The organism is Streptomyces triticisoli (genome assembly GCF_003270085.1).
GTDB classification, from domain to species: domain Bacteria; phylum Actinomycetota; class Actinomycetes; order Streptomycetales; family Streptomycetaceae; genus Streptomyces; species Streptomyces triticisoli.
The window spans coordinates 64194-91006 of sequence record NZ_QFDQ01000177.1; the positions used below are offsets into that span (position 1 = coordinate 64194).

General features: G+C 70.6%; 25 protein-coding genes. 16 read left to right on the forward strand and 9 right to left on the reverse strand.

The window, feature by feature from the left end; all coding sequences use genetic code 11:
* The first annotated feature begins 13 nt into the window (after nt 1-13).
* From DEP02_RS23810 to DEP02_RS23825, 4 genes are read left to right on the forward strand one after another with little or no spacing between them, the layout of a single operon-like run.
* Nucleotides 14-1096: a thiamine ABC transporter substrate-binding protein gene (locus tag DEP02_RS23810; protein WP_112469731.1), complete on the forward strand. Its 1083-nt coding sequence runs from the start codon at nt 14-16 to the stop codon at nt 1094-1096.
* 56 nt (nt 1097-1152) lie between these two features.
* On the forward strand, nt 1153-2754 hold the full coding sequence (locus DEP02_RS23815; RefSeq protein ID WP_112469732.1) for an ABC transporter permease: 1602 nt from the start codon (nt 1153-1155) through the stop codon (nt 2752-2754).
* On the forward strand, nt 2755-3774 hold the full coding sequence (locus tag DEP02_RS23820; protein WP_112469733.1) for an ABC transporter ATP-binding protein: 1020 nt from the start codon (nt 2755-2757) through the stop codon (nt 3772-3774). It begins immediately after the preceding gene.
* Between the two features lie 25 nt (nt 3775-3799).
* The gene (locus tag DEP02_RS23825; protein ID WP_112469734.1) at nt 3800-4597 is read left to right on the forward strand and encodes a maleylpyruvate isomerase family mycothiol-dependent enzyme; all 798 of its coding nucleotides are present in this window, start codon (nt 3800-3802) and stop codon (nt 4595-4597) included.
* A gap of 58 nt (nt 4598-4655) precedes the next feature.
* Here the strand turns inward: DEP02_RS23825 and DEP02_RS23830 are convergent, their stop codons facing one another.
* The 6 genes from DEP02_RS23830 to DEP02_RS23855 all read right to left on the reverse strand — a co-directional run bounded on the left by DEP02_RS23830 (nt 4656) and on the right by DEP02_RS23855 (nt 10229).
* The gene (locus DEP02_RS23830) at nt 4656-5390 is read right to left on the reverse strand and encodes an LAETG motif-containing sortase-dependent surface protein (protein WP_157977526.1); all 735 of its coding nucleotides are present in this window, start codon (nt 5388-5390) and stop codon (nt 4656-4658) included.
* Between the two features lie 227 nt (nt 5391-5617).
* Nucleotides 5618-6025, reverse strand: coding sequence for a VOC family protein (locus tag DEP02_RS23835; RefSeq protein WP_112469756.1), 408 nt, complete (start codon nt 6023-6025; stop codon nt 5618-5620).
* Nucleotides 6026-6127: 102 nt separating this feature from the next.
* Nucleotides 6128-7390: a hypothetical protein gene (locus tag DEP02_RS23840; protein WP_112469736.1), complete on the reverse strand. Its 1263-nt coding sequence runs from the start codon at nt 7388-7390 to the stop codon at nt 6128-6130.
* Complete coding sequence (locus tag DEP02_RS23845; RefSeq protein ID WP_112469737.1) at nt 7372-8115, reverse strand: ABC transporter ATP-binding protein; 744 nt, start codon at nt 8113-8115, stop codon at nt 7372-7374. Before DEP02_RS23845 ends, DEP02_RS23840 begins: the two co-directional genes overlap by 19 nt.
* Nucleotides 8116-8349: 234 nt before the next feature.
* Entirely contained in the window at nt 8350-9729 is a 1380-nt protein-coding gene (locus tag DEP02_RS23850) for an aspartate aminotransferase family protein (protein ID WP_112469738.1), read from the reverse strand.
* Nucleotides 9714-10229 (reverse strand): Lrp/AsnC family transcriptional regulator, encoded by a 516-nt coding sequence (locus DEP02_RS23855; RefSeq protein ID WP_112469739.1) that lies wholly within the window; start codon nt 10227-10229, stop codon nt 9714-9716. Before DEP02_RS23855 ends, DEP02_RS23850 begins: the two co-directional genes overlap by 16 nt.
* A 171-nt stretch (nt 10230-10400) precedes the next feature.
* On the opposite strand from DEP02_RS23855, the gene DEP02_RS23860 reads away from it, so the two are divergent.
* From DEP02_RS23860 to DEP02_RS23875, 4 genes are all read left to right on the forward strand, one after another.
* Nucleotides 10401-11840 carry a gamma-aminobutyraldehyde dehydrogenase gene (locus tag DEP02_RS23860; protein ID WP_112469740.1) on the forward strand — a complete coding sequence of 480 codons (1440 nt, stop codon included), beginning with the start codon at nt 10401-10403 and terminating at the stop codon, nt 11838-11840.
* A gap of 199 nt (nt 11841-12039) precedes the next feature.
* Nucleotides 12040-13230 carry an ABC transporter substrate-binding protein gene (locus DEP02_RS23865; protein ID WP_112469741.1) on the forward strand — a complete coding sequence of 397 codons (1191 nt, stop codon included), beginning with the start codon at nt 12040-12042 and terminating at the stop codon, nt 13228-13230.
* A 28-nt stretch (nt 13231-13258) separates the two neighbouring features.
* Nucleotides 13259-13864, forward strand: coding sequence for an HXXEE domain-containing protein (locus DEP02_RS23870; protein ID WP_112469742.1), 606 nt, complete (start codon nt 13259-13261; stop codon nt 13862-13864).
* The gene (locus DEP02_RS23875; protein ID WP_112469743.1) at nt 13861-14394 is read left to right on the forward strand and encodes a hypothetical protein; all 534 of its coding nucleotides are present in this window, start codon (nt 13861-13863) and stop codon (nt 14392-14394) included. The genes DEP02_RS23870 and DEP02_RS23875 overlap by 4 nt, the downstream gene beginning before the upstream one ends.
* Before the next feature lie 111 nt (nt 14395-14505).
* Here the strand turns inward: DEP02_RS23875 and DEP02_RS23880 are convergent, their stop codons facing one another.
* Both DEP02_RS23880 and DEP02_RS23885 read right to left on the reverse strand, forming a co-directional pair.
* On the reverse strand, nt 14506-15213 hold the full coding sequence (locus tag DEP02_RS23880) for a glycerophosphodiester phosphodiesterase (RefSeq protein WP_112469757.1): 708 nt from the start codon (nt 15211-15213) through the stop codon (nt 14506-14508).
* Nucleotides 15210-16274, reverse strand: a complete 1065-nt coding sequence (locus tag DEP02_RS23885; protein ID WP_112469744.1) for an adenosine deaminase — start codon at nt 16272-16274, stop codon at nt 15210-15212. Before DEP02_RS23885 ends, DEP02_RS23880 begins: the two co-directional genes overlap by 4 nt.
* Nucleotides 16275-16458: 184 nt before the next feature.
* Between DEP02_RS23885 and DEP02_RS23890 the strand changes: the two genes are divergently transcribed.
* Nucleotides 16459-17163, forward strand: coding sequence for a DUF4190 domain-containing protein (locus DEP02_RS23890; protein WP_112469745.1), 705 nt, complete (start codon nt 16459-16461; stop codon nt 17161-17163).
* A gap of 672 nt (nt 17164-17835) precedes the next feature.
* Here DEP02_RS23890 and ybiA read toward each other — a convergent pair.
* Entirely contained in the window at nt 17836-18396 is a 561-nt protein-coding gene (ybiA, locus tag DEP02_RS23895) for a riboflavin biosynthesis intermediates N-glycosidase (protein ID WP_112469746.1), read from the reverse strand.
* 210 nt (nt 18397-18606) lie between these two features.
* Between ybiA and DEP02_RS23900 the strand changes: the two genes are divergently transcribed.
* The 7 genes from DEP02_RS23900 to DEP02_RS34970 all read left to right on the forward strand — a co-directional run bounded on the left by DEP02_RS23900 (nt 18607) and on the right by DEP02_RS34970 (nt 26624).
* Entirely contained in the window at nt 18607-20142 is a 1536-nt protein-coding gene (locus DEP02_RS23900) for a gamma-aminobutyraldehyde dehydrogenase (protein ID WP_112469747.1), read from the forward strand.
* 52 nt (nt 20143-20194) lie between these two features.
* On the forward strand, nt 20195-21442 hold the full coding sequence (locus DEP02_RS23905) for a polyamine ABC transporter substrate-binding protein (RefSeq protein WP_112469748.1): 1248 nt from the start codon (nt 20195-20197) through the stop codon (nt 21440-21442).
* Complete coding sequence (locus DEP02_RS23910) at nt 21439-22614, forward strand: ABC transporter ATP-binding protein (RefSeq protein WP_112469749.1); 1176 nt, start codon at nt 21439-21441, stop codon at nt 22612-22614. The genes DEP02_RS23905 and DEP02_RS23910 overlap by 4 nt, the downstream gene beginning before the upstream one ends.
* On the forward strand, nt 22614-23543 hold the full coding sequence (locus tag DEP02_RS23915) for an ABC transporter permease (protein ID WP_112469750.1): 930 nt from the start codon (nt 22614-22616) through the stop codon (nt 23541-23543). Before DEP02_RS23910 ends, DEP02_RS23915 begins: the two co-directional genes overlap by 1 nt.
* The gene (locus DEP02_RS23920; RefSeq protein WP_112469751.1) at nt 23544-24344 is read left to right on the forward strand and encodes an ABC transporter permease; all 801 of its coding nucleotides are present in this window, start codon (nt 23544-23546) and stop codon (nt 24342-24344) included.
* 53 nt (nt 24345-24397) lie between these two features.
* On the forward strand, nt 24398-25825 hold the full coding sequence (locus tag DEP02_RS23925; RefSeq protein ID WP_112469752.1) for an NAD(P)/FAD-dependent oxidoreductase: 1428 nt from the start codon (nt 24398-24400) through the stop codon (nt 25823-25825).
* A 259-nt stretch (nt 25826-26084) separates the two neighbouring features.
* A complete protein-coding gene (locus DEP02_RS34970) occupies nt 26085-26624 on the forward strand; it encodes a hypothetical protein (RefSeq protein ID WP_232839252.1) in 540 nt (179 codons plus the stop codon).
* Nucleotides 26625-26813 lie beyond the last annotated feature (189 nt).

Here is a 26813-nt window from a genome sequence, read left to right on the forward strand (position 1 = left end):
GGAGCAAAATCCAGTGCACACCAAGACGTTCGTCGCCATCGCGGTCGGGCTCGGCCTGGTCACACTGTCCGCGTGCGGATCGTCGAACGGCAAGAACACCTCGTCGTCCGCGGACACCAAGACCGTGACCCTGGTCAGCCACAACTCGTGGGCCGCCTCCAAGAACGTCATCGCGGACTTCGAGAAGCGGTCCGGCTACACCGTCAAGGTCCTCGAGGCCGGTGACGCCGGCGAGGCCGTCAACAAGGCCATTCTCACCAAGGACCACCCGCAGGGCGACGTCTTCTTCGGCGTCGACAACACCCTGCTGTCCCGGGCCCTGGACAACGGGCTGTTCCAGCCGTACCGGCCCAAGGGCTCCGACCTGGTCCTGCCCCAGTACCGGACCGATCAGACGAAGCACCGGGTCACGCCGATCGACTCCGGCGACATCTGCGTCAACTACGACAAGAAGTACTTCGCCGACCGCAAGCTGGCCCCGCCGGCCACCTTCGACGACCTCGTCAAGCCGCAGTACAAGAACCTCCTCGTCACCGAGAACGCCGCCACCTCCTCGCCCGGTCTCGGCTTCCTGCTCGGCACCGCCGCCCGTTACGGCGACGAGGGCTGGCAGGACTACTGGAAGAAGCTCAAGGCCAACGGCGTCAAGGTCGTCGACGGCTGGGACGTGGCCTACAACCAGGAATTCTCCGGCTCCGCCGGCGGCAGGAAGGCCAAGGGCGACCGGCCGCTGGTCGTCTCCTACGCCTCCTCGCCGCCCGTCGAGGTCGTCTACGCCGAGCCGCGGCCGAAGACCGCGCCCACCGGGGTCGCGTACGGCACCTGCTTCCGGCAGGTCGAGTACGCCGGACTGCTCAGCAACGCCGCGAACCCCGAGGGAGGCAAGGCGCTCCTCGACTTCCTGCTCACCAAGGAGTTCCAGGACGACATGCCGCTGAACATGTTCGTCTACCCGGTGCGTGAAGACGCCCAGGTGCCGCCGGAGTTCACCAAGTACGGCCCCCCGGCCGAGAACCCCGAGACCATGGCCCCCGGCAAGATCGCCGACAACCGCGACCAGTGGGTCAAGTCGTGGACCTCGCTCGTACTGAAGTAGACCCCCGCAGGGGCCGTACGGGCGGCCGTACGGGGAACGCGGCGCGGCTCGGCCTGATGGCCGTGCCCGTCGCGTTCTTCGCGGTGTTCTTCGCCTACCCCGTGGCCGCGATCGTCCAGCGCGGCCTGAAGTCCGACGGGGTCTGGCAGTTGGGGCGGATCACCGACGTGCTCGCCCAGTCCGACATCCGGCACGTGCTGTGGTTCACCACCTGGCAGGCGCTCGCCTCCACCGCGCTCACCCTGCTCATCGCCCTGCCCGGCGCGTACGTCTTCGCCCGTCTGGACTTTCCCGGCCGTCAGGTCCTGCGGGCCGTCGTCACCGTGCCGTTCGTGCTGCCCACGGTCGTCGTCGGCACCGCGTTCCTCGCCCTCGTCGGACGCGGCGGCCTCCTCGACGAGCTGTGGGGCGTCCGTCTGGACACCACGGTGTGGGCGATCCTGCTCGCCCACGTCTTCTTCAACTACGCCGTCGTCGTACGGACCGTGGGCGGCCTGTGGGCCGGGCTCGACCCCCGGCAGGAGGAGGCGGCCCGCATGCTCGGCGCCTCGCCGCTGACCGCCTGGCGCAGAGTCACCCTGCCCGCGCTCGCGCCCGCGGTGGCCGCCGCCGCGCTGATGGTCTTCCTGTTCACCTTCACCTCCTTCGGTGTGGTGCAGATCCTCGGCGGCCCCACCTTCTCCACCCTCGAAGTGGAGATCTACCGGCAGACGGCCCAGATCTTCGACCTGTCCACTGCCGCGGTCCTGACGATCGTCCAGTTCGCGGCGGTGGGCGCGATCCTCGCCGTGCACGCCTGGACCGTACGGCGCCGGGAGAGCGCGCTGAAACTGGTGGACGCCTCCGTCACCGCCCGCCGCCCGCGCGGCGCGGGACAGTGGGCGCTCCTCGCCGGCGTCCTCGTCACCATCGCGCTGCTCCTCGTGCTTCCGCTCGCCGTGCTGGTCCAGCGCTCGCTCACCGCACCCGCCTTCGGCTACTACCGGGCGCTGACCGACCCCGACGGCGGCACCTTCCTGGTCGCGCCGATCAACGCCATCGGCACCTCCCTGTCGTACGCCGCCGCCGCGACCGCGATCGCCGTGGTGATCGGCGGTCTGGCCGCCGCCGTACTGGCCCGCCGCGACGCGGGCCGTGTCGTGCGCGGCTTCGACGCGCTGCTGATGCTGCCGCTCGGGGTCTCCGCGGTGACCGTCGGCTTCGGCTTCCTGATCGCCCTCGACACTCCGCCGCTGGACCTGAGACAGTCCTGGATCCTGGTCCCGCTCGCCCAGGCCCTGGTCGGCGTGCCCTTCGTCGTACGGACCATGCTGCCCGTACTGCGCGCGGTGGACGTACGGCTGCGGGAGGCGGCGGCCGTGCTCGGGGCCTCGCCGTGGCGGGTGTGGCGGGAGGTCGACCTGCCCCTGGTGCGGCGGGCGCTGCTGATCGCCGCCGGGTTCGCCTTCGCGGTGTCGCTGGGGGAGTTCGGGGCGACCGTGTTCATCGCGCGGCCCGACAACCCGACGCTGCCGGTCGCCGTGGCCCGGCTGATCGGCCGGCCCGGCGACCTCAACTACGGCCAGGCGATGGCCCTGTCGACGATTCTTATGGTGGTGTGCGCGGTGGCGCTGCTGATCCTCGAGCGGCTGCGCACCGACCGGAGCGGGGAGTTCTAGATGCTGCTGAGCCTCCAGGCCGCGACCGTACGCTTCGGCGGGCGGGCCGTGCTCGACACGGTCGGCCTCGATGTCGCCGAACACGAGATCGTGTGTGTGCTCGGCCCCAGCGGCAGCGGCAAGTCCACCCTGCTGCGGGCGGTCGCCGGGCTGCAGCCGCTGGACTCCGGGCGGGTGCTGCTGGACGGGCGGGACCGGACGGCGGTACCGGTGCACCGGCGCGAGGTCGGGCTGATGTTCCAGGACCACCAGCTGTTCCCGCAGCGGGACGTGGCCGGAAACGTCGCCTTCGGGCTGCGTATGCACGGCACGGCGAAGAACGAACGGGCCGCGCGGGTCGGGGAGTTGCTGGACCTGGTCGGACTCCCTGGCGCCGGGCGGCGGGCCGTGGCCTCGCTCTCCGGTGGCGAGCAGCAGCGGGTGGCCCTGGCCCGGGCCCTCGCCCCCCGCCCCCGCCTGCTGATGCTGGACGAGCCGCTCGGCCAGCTCGACCGCTCGCTGCGGGAACGGCTCGTCGTCGAACTGCGGGAGCTCTTCGGCCGGTTGGGCACCACCGTGCTCGCCGTCACCCACGACCAGGGCGAGGCCTTCGCGCTCGCCGACCGGGTCGTGGTGATGCGGGACGGCCGGATCGCCCAGACCGGTACGCCACTTGAGGTGTGGCAGCGGCCGGCCGACGCCTTCGTCGCCCGCTTCCTCGGCTTCGAGAACGTCGCGGAGGCCACCGTGGACGGCGAGGCCGCGATCACCCCCTGGGGCAAGGTACCCGTCCCCGACGGCGCACCCCAGGGCACGCACACCCTCCTCGTACGCCCCGCCGGCGTCCGCCTCGTCCCCACCACCGAGGGCCTGCGCTGCACGGTCACCGCCCGCACCTTCAAGGGCACCCACGTCACCCTCCACCTCCAGCCCGCCAACGCCCCCCGCCTGGAAGCGGCCTGCCCCCTGCGCACGGCACCGGAGGTCGGAGACGAGGTCGGCGTGGAGTTCGATCCGACCGAAACAGCGGTGCTCCACTGATCGCGCAGCGCCTAGTGTGCGGAGCATGACGCAACTCGCATACGACCGTTACTGCGACGAAATCGCTCACCAGGTAAGGCAGCTGTCAGCCGTGGTCACCTCCGGCGCCGACCTGTCCACCACCGTGCCGACCTGCCCGGACTGGTCGCTGGAGGAGCTGGTACGGCACACGGGCGGCGCCCTGCGCTGGGTGGAGGCGCTGGTCAGGACCCGTGCGCAGGAGAACATCCCGGCCGAGCGGATCCCGCTCGCGGAAGGGCCCGAGGCACAGGGCGATCCCGCCGCCCTGAACGCCTGGCTGCTGGAGACCGGCCGGATCGTCGTCGCCGCCCTCCGCGAGGCCGGCCCGGACATCAAGGTGTGGACCTGGGCCGGGATCCCGGACACCGGCTTCTGGGCCCGCCGGATGACCCACGAGATCACGATCCACCGCGCCGACGCCGCGCTCGCCGCCGGACTGCCCTACGAGGTCGCCCCCGAAGTGGCCGTCGACGCCCTCGACGAGTGGCTGCAGATCGTGGAGCTCATTCAGCGGAGCAAGGCGGTCCCGGCGGCCGAGGAGCTGCGCGGGCCGGGGCGCAGTATCCATTTGCACGCCACCGACGCCGGGCCGGAGCTGAACGCCGAGTGGGTCGTGGAGCTCACCGAGGAGGGTGTCGTCTGGCGGCGCGGACACGAGAAGGCGACCGTTGTTCTGCGAGGGCCGCTCACCTCCGTGTTGTTGGCGTTCTACAGGCGACTGCCCCTGGACAGCCCCGGGTTGGAAGTACTGGGGGAGCGGGAGCTGCTGGAGTTCTGGCTCGAGCGGGCGACCTTCGGGTGAACGGCCGTGGCCCGCCTCCGAGCGCGGAGGCGGGCCACAGGTGGTGTGCTGCGGGGTGTCAGCGGTTGTTGTTCGTTCCCCGGCGGCGCATGCCGAAGAAGATCGCGCCGCCGCCGATGGCGACCAGGGCGGCCGCGATGCCGGCGATCAGGCCGGTGTTGGAGTCGGCACCGGTCTCGGCGAGGTTGGAGTCACCGACCGCGGGCGAGGGAGCGTTGTTCGCGCTGTCGGCGGGGGCGGTGCTGCCCTCCGGGGCGGACGGCGTCGGCGTCGCGGACTCCGACTCCGGTGCCGGCTCCGACTCGGACGCCGAAGGCGTCGAAGTCTCCGGCTCCGGCTCCGTCGGCGTGGCCGGGGTGCTCGGGGTCTCCGTCTCGCAGGCGGTGGACGGAGTGGTCAGGTTCGGCTTGATGTCCTCGTTGACGAGGACCTTTCCGTTCTTGCCGACGGCGTCGACGTGGATGCGGTAGACGGCGTTCGGCTGCCAGTCCTCGGCGAAGGTGACCGTGGTGCCCTGGCGGGAGCCCTTGACCACCTGCTTGCCGACCTGCTTCGCGTCGGCGTTGTTGTTCTGGAGGAACACGGTGATCGTCGCCGGAGTGCCGGAGGGGTCCACGTCCTTGACGACGATGACGCCCTTTCCGCCCTCACACTTCGCTTCGGCGGAGAACTCCTTGATGTTGCAGGCGAGCGCGTTGCCCGCGGCGCCGAGAGCGAGAGCGGCGGACGCGGAGACGACACCGAGGATGCGCACGGTGCGTGCGGTACGGCGGGATATGGACAAGATGGCCACTTTGCCCTTCACGGGATGCGCAATTGCGGGGGGTTGAGGGGGTGTTGAGGTGGCGACGAACCGAGGTCCCAGCACCCCCGGGAGGCTCAGGTCTATAAGCGCTCCGTAAGAAGTGTCAATGCGCATGCCGCCGACCGGCGTTGACTTTACCCACTTGTTAACAGCCAGTAGGTTTCAACGCGTTGGCAGGCGGCGAGCGGGGTGCCCGCCACACCCCGCTCGCCGGCTCAGCCCTGTACGGCCGCCGGGTCCATCCACATGACTTCCCACGTGTGGCCGTCGAGGTCGTCGAAGGCGCGGCCGTACATGTGGCCGTGGTCCTGGGTCTCGCCGGTCGCCGTGCCGCCGGCCGCGACGGCCTTCTCGACCAGCTCGTCGACCTTCTCGCGGCTCTGAGCGCTCAGGCAGATCAGCACCTCGCTGGTCTTCGTCGAGTCCGCGATCTCCTTCTTGGTGAAGTCGGCGTAGCGCTGCTTGCCGAGCAGCATCGCGATGATCGTGTCGCTGATGACGACGCAGGCGCAGTCGTCGGTCGAGAACTGCGGGTTGATCGTGTATCCGAGGTCGGTGAAGAACTTCTTGGAGGCGGCCACGTCGTTGGTCGCCAGGTTCACGAAGATCATCTGCTGGTACATGGTGAGGTGTCTCCCCTTGTGGTCCATTGCCGTTCGCAGGGGTGGACTCCGGGGCCGCGCGGAACTCATCGGTGGGTGCGGAACTTCTTTCCGTACGGTTCGTCAGCGGACCAGTGGCCGTGCGGCGAGGTCGGCGATCAGCAGGGTCAGCGGGGCGAACAGGGCCAGCAGGGCGACGGTGCGCAGGAGGGCGGCGGTGCGCAGCGCCATGGCGGGCGCGCCCAGGCGCCGCAGGGCGGCGATGGTGACGGCGCGCTCCTGCCTCGCCTCGACGGTCGCGGTCAGCAGGACCGCCACGGCGCACCCGGCCACGAGCAGCGTGCCCAGGGCGGTCAGCGGCCCGAAGACCCGCGCGGTTCCGTCGTACGGCGCGACGACGGCGTACGTCCCCGACGCCACCGCGCACACCACGCCCAGGGGGCGGCCGATGCGCCCCGCCTCCGCCATCAGGACCCGGCCGGCCAGCAGCCGCAGGGCGCCCGGACGCGCCGACTGGAGCAGGAGGCCGCACAGATGGGTCAGACCGGGCCCGGCGAGGGCGAGGCCGAGAGCGGTCAGCAGCCAGCCGACGAGCACCGGGAAGGAGCTGGCCGCGAGACCGCCGGGCAGGACGCCCCCGGAGGCGGGGGCAGAGGCGGTGGACCGGCCGGCGTACGACTGCACGGCCAGACCGGCGGCGAGCACGGCGACGCCCCAGGGAAGTCCGGTGGGCGGCCGGCGGGAAGCCGGCGGGCGGTGGGGGCCGGGGTCGTCGTGCCCGGCCTCTTTCGGGGCGCCGGCCCGGCCCCCCGGGGATTGCGCGGAGCCGTCGTCCGCACCACCCTCCGCCGGCCGGCGCTGCGGCCGAGCGCCGTCCTCCCGCGGCCGCAGCACCAGCGCCACCACGCCCGACGCGAGCACCGGGACGACGGCCAGCAGGGTCAGCACCCCCGCCACCGGCAGCCGTTGACCCGCGGCCAGGGCGCCCGCCGCCGCGCCGTCGAACGGAAGCCCCGTCCGGTCGCCGCGCAGGTGCAGGAAGAGCAGCAGCGCGAGCAGCGAGCCGAGCCCGCAGGACAGGGCCGTCGTGGCCGCCGATACGGCCATCATGCGGCCGGGCCCGAGACCGAGCGCCGACAGCCCCGGCCGGGGACGGGTGCCGGGGTCGGTGCGGGCCACCGCGACCGCGAGGTACACCGTCGCGGCCAGGGGCATCACGCACCAGGACAGCCGCAGCACCGCCGCGGCCGAGTGCTCCGGGTGGCCCAGGGCATGGCCGAGGCTGCACAGCAGCAGGAAGCCCGTGCCCGCCGACGCCGCCACGACGGTCAGTCGGCGCAGCTGGACGGCCGGGCGGGCGACGCGGATCAGACGGAGAGCGAGCACGTGGCCCGGCCTTCCGTCGTGTCGCCGACCGGGGGCAGGTGCACGCTCTTCACGCACCGCCCGTCGAGCAGCGGCACCGTGCGGTCGGCGAGGGCCGCGGTCTCCGGGTCGAGCGTGGCGAGCACGACGGTGATGCCGTGCGAGCGGGCCGCCGTGGTGAGCGTGCGCAGTACGTGGGCGCGGTCGGCCCGGTGCAGCGGGGCCGCCGGTTCGTCGGCGAACAGCACCGTGGGGGCCGGGGCGAGCGCGCGGGCGATGCAGACGCGCTGCCGTTCGGCCTGGCGCAGCCGGTGCGGGCGCCTGCGGGCCAGTTCGCCGACGTCGAGGCGGTCCAGCCACTCCTGGGCGGCCGCCTTGGCCCGGCGCCGGCTGGTGCCGCGCAGCATCAGCGGCAGGGCTGTGTTCTCCCAGACGTTCAGCTCCGGTACGAGCACCGGAACGGGGTCGACCCAGCCGAACCGGTCGCGGCGCAGCCGCTCGCGGGCCAGCGGGCCGAGGGTGTGCACGGGGGCGCTGTTGAACCAGACCTCGCCCTGCCGCACACGCACCATTCCGGACAGGCACCGCAGCAGGGTCGTCTTGCCGCTGCCGCTCGGACCGGCGACGGCGAGGATCTCGCCCTGCCGGACGCCGAGCGAGACGCCCTCGAGGCCGGGCGAGCCGTCCTTGTGGGTGTAGTGCAGGGCACGCGCCCAGAGCACGTCGTTGTCCGGTGGGGCGTCCATGGCGTACACCTCGGTTCGGAGCTCGAAGTATCCCCGTATCCCCCGTCCGGGGGAACGAAGGCGGAGCCGGTCGGTCACCGGAACGCTAGGCAGACGACGTCGGGAGGCTGGACAGCACACGGCCCCGGGCGGCCGTTTCTCACTCGAACGGTCGACACCGGGGCCGTGATCATCATCTGATCGGAGGTATGTGCCCGACGGTTTCCGCGACTGCCTCCGGAAGAGGCACGCCGGTCACAGCTTGGTCCACGCCTCCGTCAGCGTCGCGCGCAGGATCTGCTCGATCTCGTCGAAGGTCTCCTGGTTGGAGATCAGCGGCGGGGCGAGCTGGACGACCGGGTCGCCGCGGTCGTCGGCACGGCAGTACAGGCCGTTGTCGTACAGCGCCTTGGACAGGAAGCCGTACAGGACGCGCTCGGTCTCCTCCTCGTTGAAGGACTCCTTGGTGTTCTTGTCCTTCACCAGCTCGATGCCGTAGAAGAAGCCGTTGCCGCGGACGTCGCCGACGATCGGCAGGTCGTGCAGCTTCTGCAGGGTGGAGAGGAAGGCGGACTCGTTGTCCAGCACGTGCTGGTTGAGGTTCTCCCGCTCGAACAGGTCGAGGTTGGCCAGGGCCACCGCCGCGGAGACCGGGTGGCCGCCGAAGGTGTAGCCGTGCAGGAAGGTGTTGTCACCCTTGTAGAACGGCTCGGCCAGGCGGTCGGAGATGATGCAGGCGCCGAGCGGGGAGTAGCCCGAGGTCATGCCCTTGGCGCAGGTGATGATGTCCGGGACGTAGCCGAACTTGTCGCAGGCGAACATCGTGCCCAGGCGGCCGAAGGCGCAGATGACCTCGTCCGAGACGAGCAGCACGTCGTACTGGTCGCAGATCTCGCGGACCCGCTGGAAGTAGCCGGGCGGGGGCGGGAAGCAGCCGCCGGCGTTCTGCACCGGCTCCAGGAAGACGGCCGCGACCGTGTCCGGGCCCTCGAAGAGGATCTGCTGCTCGATCTGGTCGGCGGCCCAGCGGCCGAAGGCCTCGGGGTCGTCGCCGAAGATCGGGGCGCGGTAGATGTTGGTGTTCGGGACCTTGAACGCGCCCGGCACCAGCGGCTCGAAGGGGGCCTTCAGGCCCGGCAGACCGGTGATGGACAGGGCGCCCTGCGGGGTGCCGTGGTAGGCGACCGCGCGGGATATGACCTTGTGCTTGGTGGGCTTGCCGGTCAGCTTGAAGTACTGCTTGGCGAGCTTCCAGGCGGTCTCCACCGCCTCGCCGCCGCCGGTGGTGAAGAAGACCTTGTTCAGGTCGCCCGGCGCGTAGTGGGCCAGGCGCTCGGCGAGCTCCACGGCCTTGGGGTGGGCGTAGGACCAGACGGGGAAGAACGCCAGCTCCTGCGCCTGCTTGAGCGCCGTCTCGGCGAGCTCCGTGCGGCCGTGACCGGCCTGGACCACGAACAGACCCGCGAGACCGTCGAGGTAGCGCTTGCCCTTGTCGTCGTAGATGTAGGTGCCCTCGCCGCGCACGATCGTCGGCACGGGGGAGTTCTCGTACGAGGACATGCGGGTGAAGTGCATCCACAAGTGGTCGTACGCGGTACGGCTGAGATCCTTGCTCACGGTTATCGGGTTCCCCACATGTAGGTCTGCTTCTTGAGCTTGAGGTAGACGAAGCTCTCGGTGGAGCGCACACCGGGCAGGGCCCGGATGCGTTTGTTGATGACGTCCAGCAGCTGGTCGTCGTCCTCGCAGACGATCTCGGCGAGGATGTCGAACGAGCCCGCGGTCATCACCACGTACTCGACTTCCGACATGCCGGCCAGCGCGTCGGCCACGGTCTCCGTGTCGCCCTCGACGTTGACCCCGACCATCGCCTGCCGGCGGAAGCCCACGGTGAGCGGGTCCGTGACGGCGACGATCTGCATCACGCCCTGGTCGAGCAGCTTCTGGACGCGCTGGCGCACGGCCGCCTCGGACAGGCCGACGGCCTTGCCGATCGCGGCGTACGGCCGGCGGCCGTCCTCCTGCAGCTGCTCGATGATGGCGAGGGAGACGGCGTCCAGGTGGTGGCTGCCGTTCCTGGACTCGCGGGAGTCCCTGTGGTCTGCGCTTCGACTGGGCACGGTCTCACTGTGCACGACGTCTCGACAGTTTTGCAAGGCCGAGGCGATGAAATTCGTTGTTTACGAGACCGGGGTCTGCGGATTTCGTATAAGTCGGCGCGGCGGGACTGTTGAAAACGTCAGAGTGCGGGCTAGGGTGGATGTCTCAGCCACTGGACAGCTTCAACAGGATCAGGAGGGCCGGCAGTGAGCACCGAGCTGCGTCGTCTGCGCAACTACATCGACGGTGAGTTCCGGGACGCCGCCGACGGGCGGACCACCGAGGTGGTGAACCCCGCGACGGGCGAGGCGTACGCGACCGCGCCGCTGTCCGGGCAGGCGGACGTGGACGCCGCCATGGCCGCCGCCGCCGCGGCCTTCCCGGGCTGGCGCGACACCACCCCGGCCGAGCGTCAGAAGGCCCTGCTGAAGATCGCGGACGCCTTCGAGGATCGCGCCGAGGAACTGATCGCGGCCGAGGTGGAGAACACGGGCAAGCCGACCGGGCTGACCCGCTCCGAGGAGATCCCGCCGATGGTCGACCAGATCCGCTTCTTCGCGGGCGCGGCCCGGATGCTCGAGGGCCGCTCGGCCGGCGAGTACATGGAGGGGCTGACCTCGATCGTCCGCCGTGAGCCGGTCGGCGTCTGCGCCCAGGTCGCGCCGTGGAACTACCCGATGATGATGGCCGTGTGGAAGTTCGCCCCGGCGATCGCGGCGGGCAACACGGTCGTACTGAAGCCCTCGGACACCACCCCCGCCTCCACGGTGCTGATCGCCGAGATCCTCGGCTCGGTCCTGCCCAAGGGCGTCTTCAACGTCATCTGCGGCGACCGCGAGACCGGCCGCATGATGGTCGAGCACGACACCCCGGCGATGGCGTCCATCACCGGCTCCGTGCGGGCCGGCATGCAGGTCGCCGAGTCCGCCTCCAAGGACCTCAAGCGGGTCCACCTGGAGCTCGGCGGCAAGGCCCCGGTCGTGGTCTTCGAGGACACCGACATCGACAAGGCCGTCGAGGACATCTCGGTCGCCGGCTTCTTCAACGCCGGCCAGGACTGCACGGCCGCCACCCGCGTGCTGGTCCACGAGTCCATCCACGACGAGTTCGTCTCCGCGCTCGCCAAGGCCGCCGAGGAGACCAGGACCGGCCGGCCGGACGACGAGGACGTCCTCTTCGGCCCGCTGAACAACCCCAACCAGCTCAAGCAGGTCGCCGGCTTCATCGAGCGGCTGCCCGCCCACGCCAAGGTCGAGGCCGGCGGCCACCAGGTCGGCGACAAGGGCTACTTCTACGCCCCGACCGTCGTCTCGGGTCTCAAGCAGGACGACGAGATCATCCAGAAGGAGGTCTTCGGCCCGGTCATCACCGTCCAGTCCTTCTCGGACGAGGACCAGGCCGTCGAGTACGCCAACGGCGTCGAGTACGCCCTCGCGTCCTCCGTGTGGACCAAGGACCACGCCCGCGCCATGCGGATGTCCAAGAAGCTCGACTTCGGCTGCGTGTGGATCAACACCCACATCCCGCTGGTCGCCGAGATGCCGCACGGCGGCTTCAAGAAGTCCGGCTACGGCAAGGACCTGTCGGCGTACGGCTTCGAGGACTACACGCGGATCAAGCACGTCATGACGTCGCTGGACGCGTGACCCGCTGACGCGCGCAGCGCTCGTATGACCGGCTGATCGCGACGAAGCGCGAACCCGTGGCCCCGGACGGACGACGGACCGTCCGGGGCCACGGTGCGTTTCCCGCACCGCGACTGATCGACAGGGTGTCGGTTCCGCCCGGGTCCACTCGACGCTGCGTCCATTGTCCGGACACGGACACGGACGGCATGCTGACGGCGTGCCCCGGACTCCGAAGACGCCTCCGCCCACCCGCCGCTCCCTGCTGCGCGCCCTGGGCGGAACGGCCGCGCTCGGTGCGCTCGCCGGGTGCGGTGTGCCCGCCGCCTACGTCAAGCCCGGTGACCGTACGATCCCGGACGTCTCCGCCGCCGATCGCCGGCTGGTCTGGTCGAACTGGCCGCTGTACATCGACACCGACGACGACAACCCGAACAAGCGGCCCACCCTCGAGGCATTCGAGAAGCGCACGGGCATCTCCGTCGACTACGTCGAGGACATCAACGACAACGACGAGTTCTTCGGCAAGATCAGCCCCTCGCTGATGAACCGCCGGCAGACGAACCGCGACCTCATAGTGATCAGCGACTACATGTGCGCGCGCTACGTCCGGCTGGGCTGGGTGCTGGAGATGGACCGCGCCCGCCAGCCCCATGTGGCCGAGTACCTCGACCCGCTGCTGCGCTCGCCCGCCTTCGACCCGGGCCGCAAGTTCACCGTGCCCTACCAGTCGGGCATCACCGGCCTCGCCTACAACCGCCGCAAACTCGGCCGCGAGATCCGCCAGGTCTCCGACCTGTGGGCCGACGACCTCAAGGGCCGGGTCACCCTGCTCTCCGGCGTCGACGAGGCGTTCGCGCTGCTCATGCAGGCAGACGGCGTGGACATCACCCAGTGGACGACCGATGACTTCCACACCGTCTGCGACCAGGTGGAGCGGCAGATCCGCAGGCGCCAGATCCGCCGCTTCACCGGCAACGACTACACCAAGGACCTGGTCAGCGGCGACGTCCTGGCCTGCCAGGCCTACTCGGGCGACGTGATCCAGCTCCAGGCGGACAACCCCGACATCCGCTTCGTCGTGCCCGAGGAGGGCGCCGAGCTGTGGTCGGACTCCCTGATGATCCCCAACCAGGCCCGCCACAAGGCCAACGCGGAACGCCTGATCGACTACTACTACGAGCCCGAGGTCGCCGCGGAGCTCGCCACCTGGGTGAACTACATCTGCCCGGTCCCGGCGGCCCAGGACGTGCTCGCCGACTCCAAGGACGAGGAGACGGCGGCCCTCGCCGAGAACCCGCTGATCTTCCCCGACGACACCATGCGCGAACGCCTCGCCGTCGCCCGGAACATCACCGCCGGGGAACGCGTGGAACTCACCAAGCGCTGGAACACCCTCGTGGGAATGTAGGCCGCGGGCGTGTAACAGACTCTCGTCCATGACGCACACACCGAGCGACCAACACGTGGGCCCAGCCGTCACGTTCGGGCTGCTGGCAGCCTGGGCCCTGCACGACACCGAGGAGTTGGCCGCCCTGCCGGGGTGGCTGCGGCGCAATGTGCCGGTGCTGCGGGAGCGGTTCCCGGGTGTGCCGGAGGCGGTGTGGCGTCGGGCCGAGTCCGTGGACGGGCGCCAATTCGCGGCGGCCGTGGGCGTGATGGCCGCGATCGTCACCACCGCGTCCGCCTCCGGCGCGGCGACCGGCGGCCGCTCCACCGCCTACCAGGCGGCGCTGAACGGCTTCGGCCTCCACGGCCTGACCCACCTGGCCCAGGCCGCGGCGGTCCGTGGCTACACCCCCGGCTCGGCGACCTCCCTCGTCCTGGTCGTCCCCTTCACTCTCCGGGCCCGCGCCCGGCTGCGCCGCGCCGGCGTCCTGCGCCCCACCCGTCCCCGTGATCTGGCCCTCGGCCTCGGCCTGGCGGGCGCGGCCACGGTGGCATCGCACGTGGTGGCGCGTCGAGCGCTCCGTGGACGCTGGAGGCAGACCCGGTCGACCCCTGTTTTTGAACATGTTCAAGACAGGCGTACGCTCGTGCCATGAGCGACAGAGCCGCCCTGCTCAAGGGCATCCGCGTCTGGCTGGTTCTCTTCGTCGTCTGCCTGGTGCTCAGCGGCGTCACCGCGTTTCCGCTGGTCCATGAACTGCGTTGGGGCGAGAGCTTGTTGCGGTTCCTGTCCGTGCCCGAGCACCTCCCTGCGCTCATGGACTGGATCGAGCGCGTACGGCACGGACTCGACGCCGCCGACCGCGACTACCCGTTCCTGCTCTACGGCACGGACTGGCTGGCCTTCGCCCACCTCGTCATCGCGGTCGCCTTCTACGGCCCGTACCGCGACCCGGTCCGCAACATCTGGGTCGTCGAGTTCGGGATGATCGCCTGCGCGGGCATCGTGCCGCTGGCCCTCGTCTGCGGGCCGATCCGCGGGATTCCCTTCTGGTGGGCGGTGATCGACATGTCGTTCGGGGCGTTCGGGATCGTTCCGCTGTATGTCGTACGCAGGAAGATCAAGCGGCTGGAGGCGCTGACCACCACGGCCGCGCCCCCGGCCGTCGCGGCCGTCAGCGGCTGAACGCCGGAAGGGCGTACGGCGCTCAGCGGATCGTCGGCGAGGAGGGCACCCGACCCCGGGCCGTCCCGAACCAACTCCCTGAAAAACAGGGGAGTTGTCCGGGGCCCACCCCTACGGGGCCGGGTCCGGCCGTCGGCGCAGCGCGCACAGCAGGTCGACGCGGTTGGTGGTGACCGAGTCGACGCCGAGGGCGAGGAGGCGGCGCAGGGAACGGCGGGTGTCGGGGGTCCAGGCGGACAGCAGGTAGCCGTCGCGGTGGACCCGGGCCGCGAGGTCACGGCTGATCAGGCCGAAGCGGTAGTTCAGCCACCTCGGGCGCACCGCGTCCAGCAGCCCGGCCCGCGGGGGTGCGAGCGTGGTCCAGGTCAGGGCGATCTCGGCGGACGGGTCGGCGGCGCGCACCGCGAGCATCGTCCCGGCGCCCGCGCAGTAGTACACGCGGTCCCGCGCCCCGCACGCGTGGACCACGTCGACGATCCGCCGCACCGCCCGCGGGTGGGGCGGGCCCGGCAGGTCGATCATCACCCGGCTGCCGTCCGTCGCGGCGAGCGCGTCCTCGAGCGTGGGCACCCGGCCGCCCGTCACCTCGCGCACCTGCTGCGCGGACAGCGCCCGCAGCGGCCGGTCGTGCGCCCACAGCCGTTTCAGCGACTCGTCGTGCAGCAGCACGGGAACGCCGTCCCGGGTCAGCCGTACGTCGATCTCGACCGCGTCCGCACCCCGGTCGAGCGCGGAGTGCAACGAGTCGATCGTGTTCTCGGTGAAGCGGTAGGGGTCGCCGCGGTGCGCCACCGCCGTCACGGTCCGCACGAGGCTCATGGAGTCCGGGGGCCGGGCGCGAGCCAACGCGCGGTGTAGACGTCGATCTCCTCCGCGATGCGTGCCTTGCCGGCCTCGTCGAGGAAGGAGGCGTGCACCGCGTTCTTGGCGAGCTCGGCGATGCCCCGCTCGTCGAGGTCGAGGAGGCGGGCGGCCACGGCGTACTCGTTGTTGAGGTCGGTGCCGAACATCGGCGGATCGTCGGAGTTGATCGTGACGAGGACCCCGGCGCGGACGAACTCCTTGATGGGGTGCTCGTCGAGGGTGCGTACGGCTCTGGTGGCGATGTTGGAGGTCGGGCACACCTCCAGCGCGATCCGGTGCTCGGCGAGGTGCGCGAGCAGCTTCGGGTCCTGCGCGGAGCTGGTGCCGTGGCCGATGCGTTCGGCGCGCAGCTCGTTCAGCGCGTCCCACACCGTCTCCGGGCCGGTGGTCTCACCGGCGTGCGGGACCGAGCGCAGTCCGGCGGCCAGGGCGCGGTCGAAGTAGGGCTTGAACTGCGGCCGCGGTACGCCGATCTCGGGCCCGCCGAGCCCGAAGGACACCAGTCCCTCGGGGCGCAGCCGGTCGTCGGTGGCGAGCCGGACGGTCTCCTCGGCGGACTCCAGGCCGGCCTCCCCGGGGATGTCGAAGCACCAGCGCAGTACGGTCCCGAACTCGGCCTCGGCCGCCTTGCGGGCGTCCTCGAGCGCGTCCATGAAGGCACGCTCGTCGATGCCGCGGCGGGTGGAGGAGAACGGTGTGATGGTCAGCTCGGCGTAGCGCACCTGCTGGCGGGCCAGGTCGCGGGCCACCTCGTAGGTCAGCAGCCGGACGTCCTCCGGGGTGCGGATCAGGTCCACGACGGACAGGTACACGTCGATGAAGTGGGCGAAGTCCGTGAAGGTGAAGTACTCGACCAGGGCCGCGGGGTCGGTGGGGACCGTGGAGTCGGGGTGGCGGGCGGCGAGTTCGGAGACGATCCGGGGGGAGGCGGAGCCGACGTGGTGCACGTGCAGTTCGGCCTTGGGCAGTCCGGCGATGAAGGCGTGCCGGTCGCGCGGTGCGTGCTGGTCGGTCAAGGGGTCCCTCCCCGGGACGGGCGCCACCCGGTGGGCACGGCGCGGGTGATCGGCTGATCGGTGAGCACGGCCATGGTAGGCGCCCGGCCGGATCCCGGTGGGGCCGCCGGCCTCCCCGGCTGTCGGAGCCGGGGAGGGGACGCCGTAGCATGGCCGGGGCACCGGACGAGGGGGAGACGAGGACATGACGGACGGAATACAGGCCGACGGGGGCGCGGGAGCCGAGAACGACCCATGGGCGCCCCCCGCGGACAGACCCTCGCTGGAGAAGAACCCGCCCGCACCGCAGCAGCCGTCGGACCCCTACTCGGCGCAGGACCAGCCGCTCGCCTTCCCGCCGCCGTCCGTGCACGACCAGGCGACGGTGGTCTCCATGCCGGGCGCCGACTTCCCGCCGCCCGGATACGGCGCCCCGGCCGCCGTGCCCCCGCCGCCCATCGCCCCCACCGGTCCGGGCGCGCCCGCCGGTCCTGTCCCGGGCGGATACGGCTACCCCGCCTATCCCGGTTACCCGGGGGGCCAGGGCTACGGATGGCCCGGCACGCCGATGACGCCCCCGCAGAACGGCATGGGCACCGCCGCCATGGTGCTGGGCATCCTGTCCTGCACCATGTTCTGCGTGTACGGCGTGTTCTCGGTGGTGCTCGGTGTCATCGCCGTCGTCCTCGGCATCAAGGGCCGCCGACGGTCCGAACGGGGCGAGGCCACCAACCACGGTCAGGCCCAGGCCGGCCTGGTCACGGGCATCATCGGCCTGGTCCTCGGCCTCGCCGTGATGGTTGTGATGATCATCGCCATCGTGGTCGGCATCAACGCGGAGGACTCCACGGACCCGTACTACGACGCCCGCGCCCCCCTCCCCACGGCGACCGCCCCGATCGCCCCCTGACCCCGCCACACCCGGGACGGGGTCCTGCGCCCCACCGGACAGGCGCGCACCCGCGCCCGCGCCGGCTCCACGGCCAGGCTGCCCCGCGCCCTTGCTGGGCCGGGCACCTCTCGCCGGGCACGTCACCGGACAGCCCTGCACGACCCTGCGCCCCTACCGGGTGCACCGTCGGGTTCCGTGCGGTTTGTCCCCGCCGGGTGCGTTGCGGGCCGGGCCTGGGCGTGCTGCACCGTGCCGGGTCCGGTCCGCCGCAGGTGGCCCTGCGCTTCCACTGGGTGCACCGTCGGGGCCTGTGTGGCCCCTCCCGGCTGGGACATCGCACCGCCGAGCGGATCCTGTGCGCCCTGCGGCGCGCCGGGTGGGACGCGTCGCCGGGCGAATCCTGTGCGGCCCGCCCGCACCTCCGCCGGATGCGCCGTCGGGCAGGTTCTGCGCTGCCCTGTGCCCGTGCCGAGAACAGCGCCAGGCGGCTTTGCGTCCCCGCCGGGTGCACCGTCGGCGGGCGCTGTGCGGCCCATCCCCGCCGAGGGGGTCCGCGGACCCTGCGCGGCGCCAGGTGCGTCGCCGGCGCGGCACAGGGCCCCTCCACAGCCGTGCGCCCCGCGGCCCGGACGCACGTCGCTCAGGCCCTCCGCGGCCCTCCGCCCCCGTCCAGCACGCCCCCGCCAGGCGTTACGCTCCCGTCCGCAGCCGGCGCCGGGTCTCCATCAGGGCGAAGCCCAGCAGGTTCGGGCCGCGCCAGCGGTCCGGGTCGGTCGCGGCCTCGTCGGTCGCGGCCAGGCCGATGCCCCACACGCGGTCCACCGGGCTGGCCTCCACCAGCACCCGGTCGCCGGTGGCCAGCAGGAACTCCCGTAGGGCGGGGTGCGCGGCGAACTTGTGGACGTTGCCCTCCACCACGATCGAGAACCGCTCCCGCTCCCATGTCCGCTCGTCGAAGCCGCGGACCAGCCGCCCCGCCTTCTTGGCCCCGGCCGGGTGCCGCGCGGCCAGCACCCGCCGCTCCGCCTCCGCGTCGGCGAAGAGCCGGGCCTTGCCGGCCATCATCCAGTGCTCGGCGGTCGCGTACGGCACACCGTCCACCACGAACGGTGACGGCCACCACTGACTCAGACAGCCCGCGCCCACCCGGCCGTCCGGGCGCGGCCGATGGCCCCAGAAGGGCAGGTACCGGACCTGCCTCCCGGCGTGGATCTCCCTGATCAGGGCTTCCCTGGAATCGATCTCCCCCATGCACGCGAGTCTGGCACGCGCCACTGACACTCCGTCCCCCCTTTTCCGCACCAACTCGACACCTGGTCGACAGATTCCGTTGCGTAACCAAAAGGCAACAACGGAATCACTTGTTGGAGTCCCCCAACTCTGTCAGGATCGGCACTCAAATCGAGCTGGAGCTACGCCACCCGCCCTCGGCAGCGAGGGGCGACGGCGGAGGAGAGCGACATGCAGAACCCGGGCAACGCCGCCCAGGACCGATTTCCGGCGCAGGATCGTTTCGCGGACGGCGCACAGTACATCGCCGGCAGACTGACCAAGGGCACCTCGGGCCGCACCCACGCGGTCGTCGCCCCGGCCACCGGCGAGGAGGTCCACACCTACGAGCTGGCCGGCCCCGACGACGTCGACGCCGCGGTCGCCGCCGCGCGCGAGGCGTTCCCGGGCTGGGCGGGCGCCACGCCCGGCGACCGCTCGGACGCACTGCACCGCTTCGCCGCCGTGCTCGCCGACCGGGCGGAGGACTTCGCCCGGGCCGAGTCCCTCCAGTGCGGCAAGCCCCTGAAGCTGACCCGCGAGTTCGACGTGCCCGGCACGATCGACAACGCCGCCTTCTTCGCGGGCGCCGCCCGGCACCTGCAGGGCCAGTCGGCCGGCGAGTTCTCCGGCGACCACACCTCCTACGTCCGCCGCGAGCCCATCGGAGTCGTCGGCTCCATCGCGCCCTGGAACTATCCCCTGCAGATGGCCGCCTGGAAGATCCTCCCGGCCGTCGCCGCGGGCAACACCATCGTCCTCAAGCCCGCCGAGCTGACCCCGCTGACCTCGCTGATGTTCGCGCAGGCCGCCACGGACGCGGGCATCCCGGACGGCGTCATCAACATCGTCACCGGCACCGGCAAGGAGGCCGGGGAGCGCCTGGTCGGCCACCCCGACGTGGCCATGATCTCCTTCACCGGCTCCACCGCCGTCGGCAAGCGCGTCGCCGAGATCGCCACCGCCACCGTCAAGCGGATCCACCTGGAGCTCGGCGGCAAGGCCCCCTTCGTGGTCTTCGACGACGCCGACCTGGAGGCCGCCGTCAACGGCGCGGTCGCCGGTGCCCTCATCAACACCGGGCAGGACTGCACGGCCGCCACACGCGCGTACGTGCAGCGCCCCCTGTACGAGGAGTTCGTCGCACGGACGGCCGCCCTGATGGAGACCGTCCGGCTGGGCGACCCCTTCGCCCCCGGCACCGACCTCGGCCCCCTCGTCTCGTACGCCCAGCGCGACCGCGTCGCCGGTTTCGTCGACCGCGCGCGTGCCTACGCGCGCGTGGTCACCGGCGGCGAGACCCCCCAGGGCGAGTTGAAGGACGGGGCGTACTATCGCCCCACCCTCATCGCGGACGCCGCCCAGGACAGCGAGATCGTCCAGTCGGAGGTCTTCGGTCCCGTCCTCGCCGTTCTCCCCTTCGACACCGACGACGAGGGGATCCGGCTGGCCAACGACATCCCGTACGGTCTGGCCGCCTCGGCCTGGAGCCGGGACGTCTACCGGGCGAACCGGGCGACGCGGGAGATCAAGGCGGGGTGCGTGTGGATCAACGACCACATCCCGATCATCAGCGAGATGCCGCACGGCGGCTACAAGCAGTCCGGCTTCGGCAAGGACATGTCCTCGTACTCGTTCGAGGAATACACGCAGATCAAGCACGTCATGTTCGACAACACCGCGGTGGTCCGCAAGGACTGGCACCGCACCATCTTCGGGGACCGATAGCAACGACCCTGGCCCGTGATCCGGGCCATCTTCCCGAAAGGGCACCACGCGCATGGAGCAGTACGAGCCCGACCGCCTCACCTCGGCCCGGACGGCCGCCTCGCGGGGCGGCATCCGAGGCGGCAGGGCCTCCCTCAGCCGCCGTTCGCTGCTGCGCGCCTCCGCGGGCGGCGCGCTGACGGTCGGCGGCATCGGGGCGCTGAGCGCCTGCGGGATCCCCGCGGCCGGCCAGGCACAGGGCGGCACCTCCGCCGAGGACCACTCGGACAAGGAGAAGACCGTCAACTTCTCCAACTGGCCCGTGTACCTCGACGTCGACGACAGCGGCAAGCGCCACCCCACGCTCGACGAGTTCGCCCGGCAGAGCGGCATCAAGGTCAAGTACACCGAGGACATCAACGACAACGGCGAGTTCTTCGGCAAGATCAAACCGCAGCTCGCCGCAGGCCAGGACACCGGCCGGGACCTGATCATCGTCACCGACTGGCTGGCCGCGCGGCTGATCCGCCTGGGCTGGGTGCAGAAGCTCGACCCGGCGAACCTGCCGCACGCCTTCGCCAACCTTTCCGAGCAGTTCCGCAGCCCGGACTGGGACCCGGGGCGCGCCTACTCCTATCCCTGGCAGGGTGTCTCGACCGTCATCGCCTACAACAAGAAGGCACTGGACGGCATCGAGGTGAAGTCGGTCTCCGACCTGCTGGACAACCCCAAGCTCAAGGGGCGGGTCTCCTTCCTGTCCGAGATGCGCGACAGCGTCGGCATGACCCTGCTCGACATGGGCAAGGACCCGGCCAGGTTCACCGACGACGACTACGACGCGGCGATCGCCCGCCTGCAGAAGGCCGTCGACAAGGGACAGGTACGCCGCTTCACCGGCAACGACTACACCTCCGACCTGACCAAGGGCGACATCGCCGCCTGCGTCGCCTGGGGCGGCGACATCGTCCAGCTCCAGGAGGACAGTCCCGACGTCGACTACATCGTCCCGGACGCCGGCTGGCTGTCGGCCACCGACAACCTGCTGATCCCCAACAAGGCCCGCCACAAGGCCAACGCCGAACGGCTGATCGACTTCTACTACCAGCCGAGGCAGGCCGCCCTGCTCTCCGCCTACGTCGCCTTCATCAGTCCCGTCGACGGGGCGAAGGAGGAGCTGGCAAGGATCGACAAGGAAGCGGCCGACAACCCGCTGATCATCCCCACCAAGGACATGGTGGCCAAGTCCCACTCCTTCCGCGCCCTGAGCGACAAGGAAGAAGCGGCCTACGAAGCGAAGTTCGCGAAGCTCACAGGGGCGTGACGACGATGAAGACCACGAACGACAACGGCGGCGACGTCCGCCTCACGCAGATCGGCAAGACCTACGGCAGCTTCACCGCCGTACACCCGCTGGACCTCACCGTGCCCCAGGGCTCCTTCTTCGCCCTGCTCGGCGCCTCCGGCTGCGGCAAGACCACCACCCTGCGCATGATCGCCGGCCTGGAGGAGCCCACGCAGGGCACCGTCCACCTCGGCGACCAGGACGTGACGCACCTGCCGCCGTACAAACGCCCGGTCAACACGGTCTTCCAGTCCTACGCCCTCTTCCCGCACCTCGACATCTTCGAGAACGTCGCCTTCGGCCTGCGCCGGCGCGGCATCAAGAGCGTGAAGAAACAGGTCGAGGAGATGCTGGACCTGGTGCAGCTGGGCGAGCAGGCCCGCAAGAAGCCGCACCAGCTCTCCGGCGGCCAGCAGCAGCGCGTCGCGGTCGCCCGCGCGCTGATCAACCACCCCAAGGTGCTGCTGCTCGACGAGCCGCTCGGCGCCCTGGACCTGAAGCTGCGCCGCCAGATGCAGCTGGAGCTCAAGCGCATCCAGACCGAGGTCGGCATCACCTTCATCCACGTCACGCACGACCAGGAGGAGGCCATGACCATGGCCGACACCGTCGCCGTGATGAACGCCGGCCGCGTCGAGCAGCTCGGCTCGCCCACCGACCTCTACGAGAACCCGAAGACCACGTTCGTCGCGAACTTCCTCGGCACCTCCAACCTGATCGAGGCCGAGGTCGACACCAGGAGCGGCGACGAGATCGTCCTGAAGGCGGGCGGCTGCAAGCTCTCCCTGCCCCAGGCGCGGTGCTCGGCCCCGGCGACGAACGGCGGCAAGGTGCTCGTCGGCGTCCGCCCGGAGAAGATCTCCCTCACCCACGCCGACGACGCGGGCGAGATACCCGAGGGCCGCAACCGCGTCACCGGCAGGATCGCCGACTCCAGTTTCATCGGCGTCTCCACGCAGTACGTGATCGACAGCCCGGCCTGCCCCGAGCTCGAGGTCTACGCCCAGAACATCGACCGCGACGCCCGCCTGGTGCCCGGCGCCGAGGTCGTCCTGCACTGGAACCCGGCCCACACCTTCGGCCTGGACGCCGCGCAGGACATCGACGCCGGAGTGGAGACCGTGGAGCCGGACGAGGGGGTGGCCGCCTGATGGCCGCAGTCACCCGGGCGCCCGCCCCGCCGGCGCCCGCCGCCCCCCAGCAGAAACCACCGCGCAAGCGGGGCCGCCTCACGCCGTACTGGCTGCTGCTGCCCGGCATCCTGTGGCTGGTGGTCTTCTTCGCCCTGCCGATGATCTACCAGGCCTCCACGTCCGTGCAGACGGGCTCCCTGGAGGAGGGCTACAAGGTCACCTGGCACTTCGTGACCTACTGGGACGCACTGTCCGAGTACTGGCCGCAATTCGTCCGCTCGGTCCTCTACGCGGCCTCCGCGACGATCCTGTGCCTGCTGCTCGGCTACCCGCTCGCCTATCTGCTCGCCTTCCGTGCGGGCCGCTGGCGCAACCTGCTCCTGATCCTGGTGATCGCGCCGTTCTTCACCAGCTTCCTGATCCGCACCCTGGCCTGGAAGACCATCCTCGCGGACGGCGGCCCGCTCGTCGGCGCCCTCAACGCGCTGCACGTCCTGGACGTCACCAGCTGGCTCGGCTGGACCTCCGGCGACCGCGTGCTGGCCACCCCGCTCGCGGTGGTGTGCGGTCTGACGTACAACTTCCTGCCGTTCATGATCCTGCCGCTGTACACCTCGCTGGAGCGCATCGACGCGCGGCTGCACGAGGCGGCCGGCGACCTGTACGCCAGACCCGTCACCACCTTCCGCAAGGTCACCTTCCCGCTGTCGATGCCGGGCGTGGTCTCCGGCACGCTGCTGACCTTCATCCCCGCCGCCGGCGACTACGTCAACGCCGACCTGCTCGGCTCCACCGACACCCGCATGGTCGGCAACGTCATCCAGACACAGTTCCTGCGGATCCTCGACTACCCGACGGCCGCGGCCCTGTCCTTCATCCTCATGGCCGCGATCCTCGCCATGGTCACCGTCTACATCCGCAGGTCCGGCACGGAGGATCTGGTTTAAATGGCCTTCGTCAACTGGCTCAAGCGCCACCTCGTCGTCATCGCCGGACTGCTGACGCTCGGCTACCTGCTCCTGCCGAACATCGTCGTCACGGTGTTCTCCTTCAACAAACCGAAGGGCCGCTTCAACTACCAGTGGCAGGAGTTCTCCACGGACGCCTGGAAGGACCCGTGCGGCGTCGCCGACATGTGCGGATCGCTGTCGCTCAGCCTCCAGATCGCCCTCTGGGCGACCCTCGGCGCCACCGCCCTCGGCACGATGATCTCCTTCGCGCTGGTCCGCTACCGCTTCCGCGCACGCGGCACCATCAACTCGCTGATCTTCCTGCCGATGGCGATGCCCGAGGTGGTCATGGCGGCCTCGCTGCTCACCCTGTTCCTCAACATGGGGGCTCAGCTCGGCTTCTGGACCATCCTGATCGCGCACATCATGTTCTGCCTCAGCTTCGTCGTCGTCGCCGTCAAGGCGCGCGTGATGTCGATGGACCCGAGGCTGGAGCAGGCCGCGCAGGACCTGTACGCCGGACCGTTCCAGACGTTCTTCCGCGTCACCCTGCCGATCGCGGCCCCCGGAATCGCGGCGGGCGCGCTGCTCGCCTTCGCGCTCTCCTTCGACGACTTCATCATCACCAACTTCAACGCCGGCTCGACCGTCACCTTCCCCATGTTCGTCTGGGGCGCGGCGCAGCGCGGCACCCCCGTCCAGATCAACGTCATCGGGACGGCCATGTTCATCATCGCCGTACTGTTCGTCGTGGCCGGCATGGTCATCAGCAACCGCCGCACCCGGCAGAAGGCATGACACAGCACCGCCCCGCCGGAACATCGCAATGGACCCCGTAGGGAGTTGACATCATGGCCCCGAGCGCCATGAGCCGTGAAAACAACTGGACCAAGTCCCTCTCCGAGGCCCAGCCGGTCCCGTACTGGCTGGACGACCCCGGCAGGCCCCGCCCGGAGCCGGCGCTCACCGGAGCCGAGAGCTGCGACCTGCTGGTGGTCGGCGGCGGCTACAGCGGACTGTGGACCGCGCTGATCGCCAAGGAGCGCGACCCCGGCACGGACGTGGTGCTGGTGGAGGGCCGCGAGGTGGGCTGGGCCGCCTCCGGCCGCAACGGCGGCTTCTGCGCCGCCTCCCTCACCCACGGCCTGCCCAACGGGCTCACCCGCTGGCCGGAGGAGATCCACAAGCTGGAGGAACTGGGCGCCCGCAACCTCGACGCCATCGAGGAGACGGTCGCCCGCCACTCCATCGACTGCGAGTTCGAGCGCACCGGCGAACTCGACGTCGCCACCGAGCCGCACCAGGCCTGGGAACTGAAGGACTGGCACGCGGAGCTGGAGCGGAAGGAGCTCGCCGAAGGCATCGAGTTCCTCGACCGCGACGCGGTGCGCGAGCAGGTCGCCTCACCGACCTTCGAGGCCGCCCTGTGGGACCGCAGGGGCACCGCCATGCTCCACCCGGCCAAGCTCGCCTGGGGCCTGAAGCAGGCGTGCCTACGACTCGGCGTGCGCGTCTACGAGCACACCCCCGCCCTGGACCTGAAGCCGTACGGCAGCGGCATGGCGGTCCGCACCCCCTACGGCCGGGTCCGCGCCCACCGGGTCGCCCTCGGCACCAACGTCTTCCCCAACCTGGTCAGACGGGTCCGCTCCTACACCGTCCCGGTCTACGACTACGCCCTGATGACCGAGCCGCTGACCGCCGACCAGATGGCGTCGATCGGCTGGAAGAACCGCCAGGGCCTCAGTGACGCGGCGAACCAGTTCCACTACTTCCGCCTCTCCGCGGACAACCGGATACTGTGGGGCGGCTACGACGCGATCTACCCCTACGGCGGCCGGGTGCGCGCCGAGTACGACCACCGCCCGGAGACGTACGCCAAGCTCGCCGGCCACTTCTTCACCTGCTTCCCGCAGCTGGAGGGCGTCCGCTTCACGCACGCCTGGGGCGGCGCCATCGACACCTGCTCACGCTTCTCGGCGTTCTTCGGCACCGCCCACCAGGGCAAGGTCGCCTACGCGGCCGGCTACACGGGCCTGGGCGTCGGCGCCACCCGCTTCGGGGCCGAAGTGATGCTGGACCTCCTCTCCGGTGAGCGCACCGAGCGCACCGAACTGGAGATGGTCCGCAAGAAGCCCCTGCCCTTCCCGCCCGAGCCGTTCGCCTGGACCGGCATCGCCCTCACCAAGTGGTCCCTGGCCCGCGCCGACGCGAACGCCGGCCGCCGCAACCTGTGGCTGCGCACCATGGACCGCCTGGGCCTGGGCTTCGACAGCTGACGCCTGCCGGGAAACCTCCTGAAAGACCTGCCCTCCCTCGCGACGCGCCCCGCGCGCGTGTGAGGGAGGGCAGGTCTTCTCATGTCCGTGCGAAGACGACAGCCACTGTCAATGACGAGCAGCCCAAAACGCATGAAGATCATCATCTTCGGCTGGAGTATTACGCTCACGTCGAGGGCCTGACCCCGGGCGAGGCCGTCAGGCTCTCGCTGCGGAGAATTTCCGCGACGGTTCTTGCGGGCCGTGCCAGGGTGAGGGCGTGGCAAAGATCGAAACTGCGGATGTGTTTGCGGCCGGACGCCGCGGTGGAGGTGGGAGTCTCCATGCGTACCGGGTGCGCGGGCTCGACCGCAGCGCGGTAGTTCTGTGGATCGGTGGCAGGGGTGACGAGCCCGATCAGGTGCTGGTGCTGCCAGAGGGTGACCGCTTGCAGGTGCCGGTGTTCACGACTGTTCGGCAGTCACGGATGTATGTGAGCCGACGGGGGCGGAAGCCGACCACTTCCGAGGTCAACACGCTTGAGCTCACCCGTGTCCAGCATTGGCTGGAGAATCCGGTGCGTCGGCACGTCCCCCCGAGTGCGGTGCTGGAGGCGTGGAACTTCTTCGAGGATCTGGCCCGGGGGCTCGGCGGAGTCCACCTGCTGCCCCAGCAGGGAGCAGTGCACAACAGCGCCTACGAGAAGCTGTTCGCAGGCGAGCGCGCCGCATGGACTCCTGACGAGCAACGCGCGGTACTGGAACTGATCACGGCCGGGGTGGAGCTGTGGAATTCCTGCCCAGTGGTCGTAAAGCCCTGACAGAATTGATCACCTTTGGTCAGTGATGTTTTCTCAGCGAAATGATCTACGCGAAGGGGTGTGAACCGCCCCATGCGTGAGCAGGCCGGGCGGACTGGGCCCGGCCGCGGACAGACGTAAAGCCCCTGGTATTGCGTCCTGAGCATGGAAGGAAGTTGGTTGTAGGTCAGCTTCTGGAAATGGTGCTGT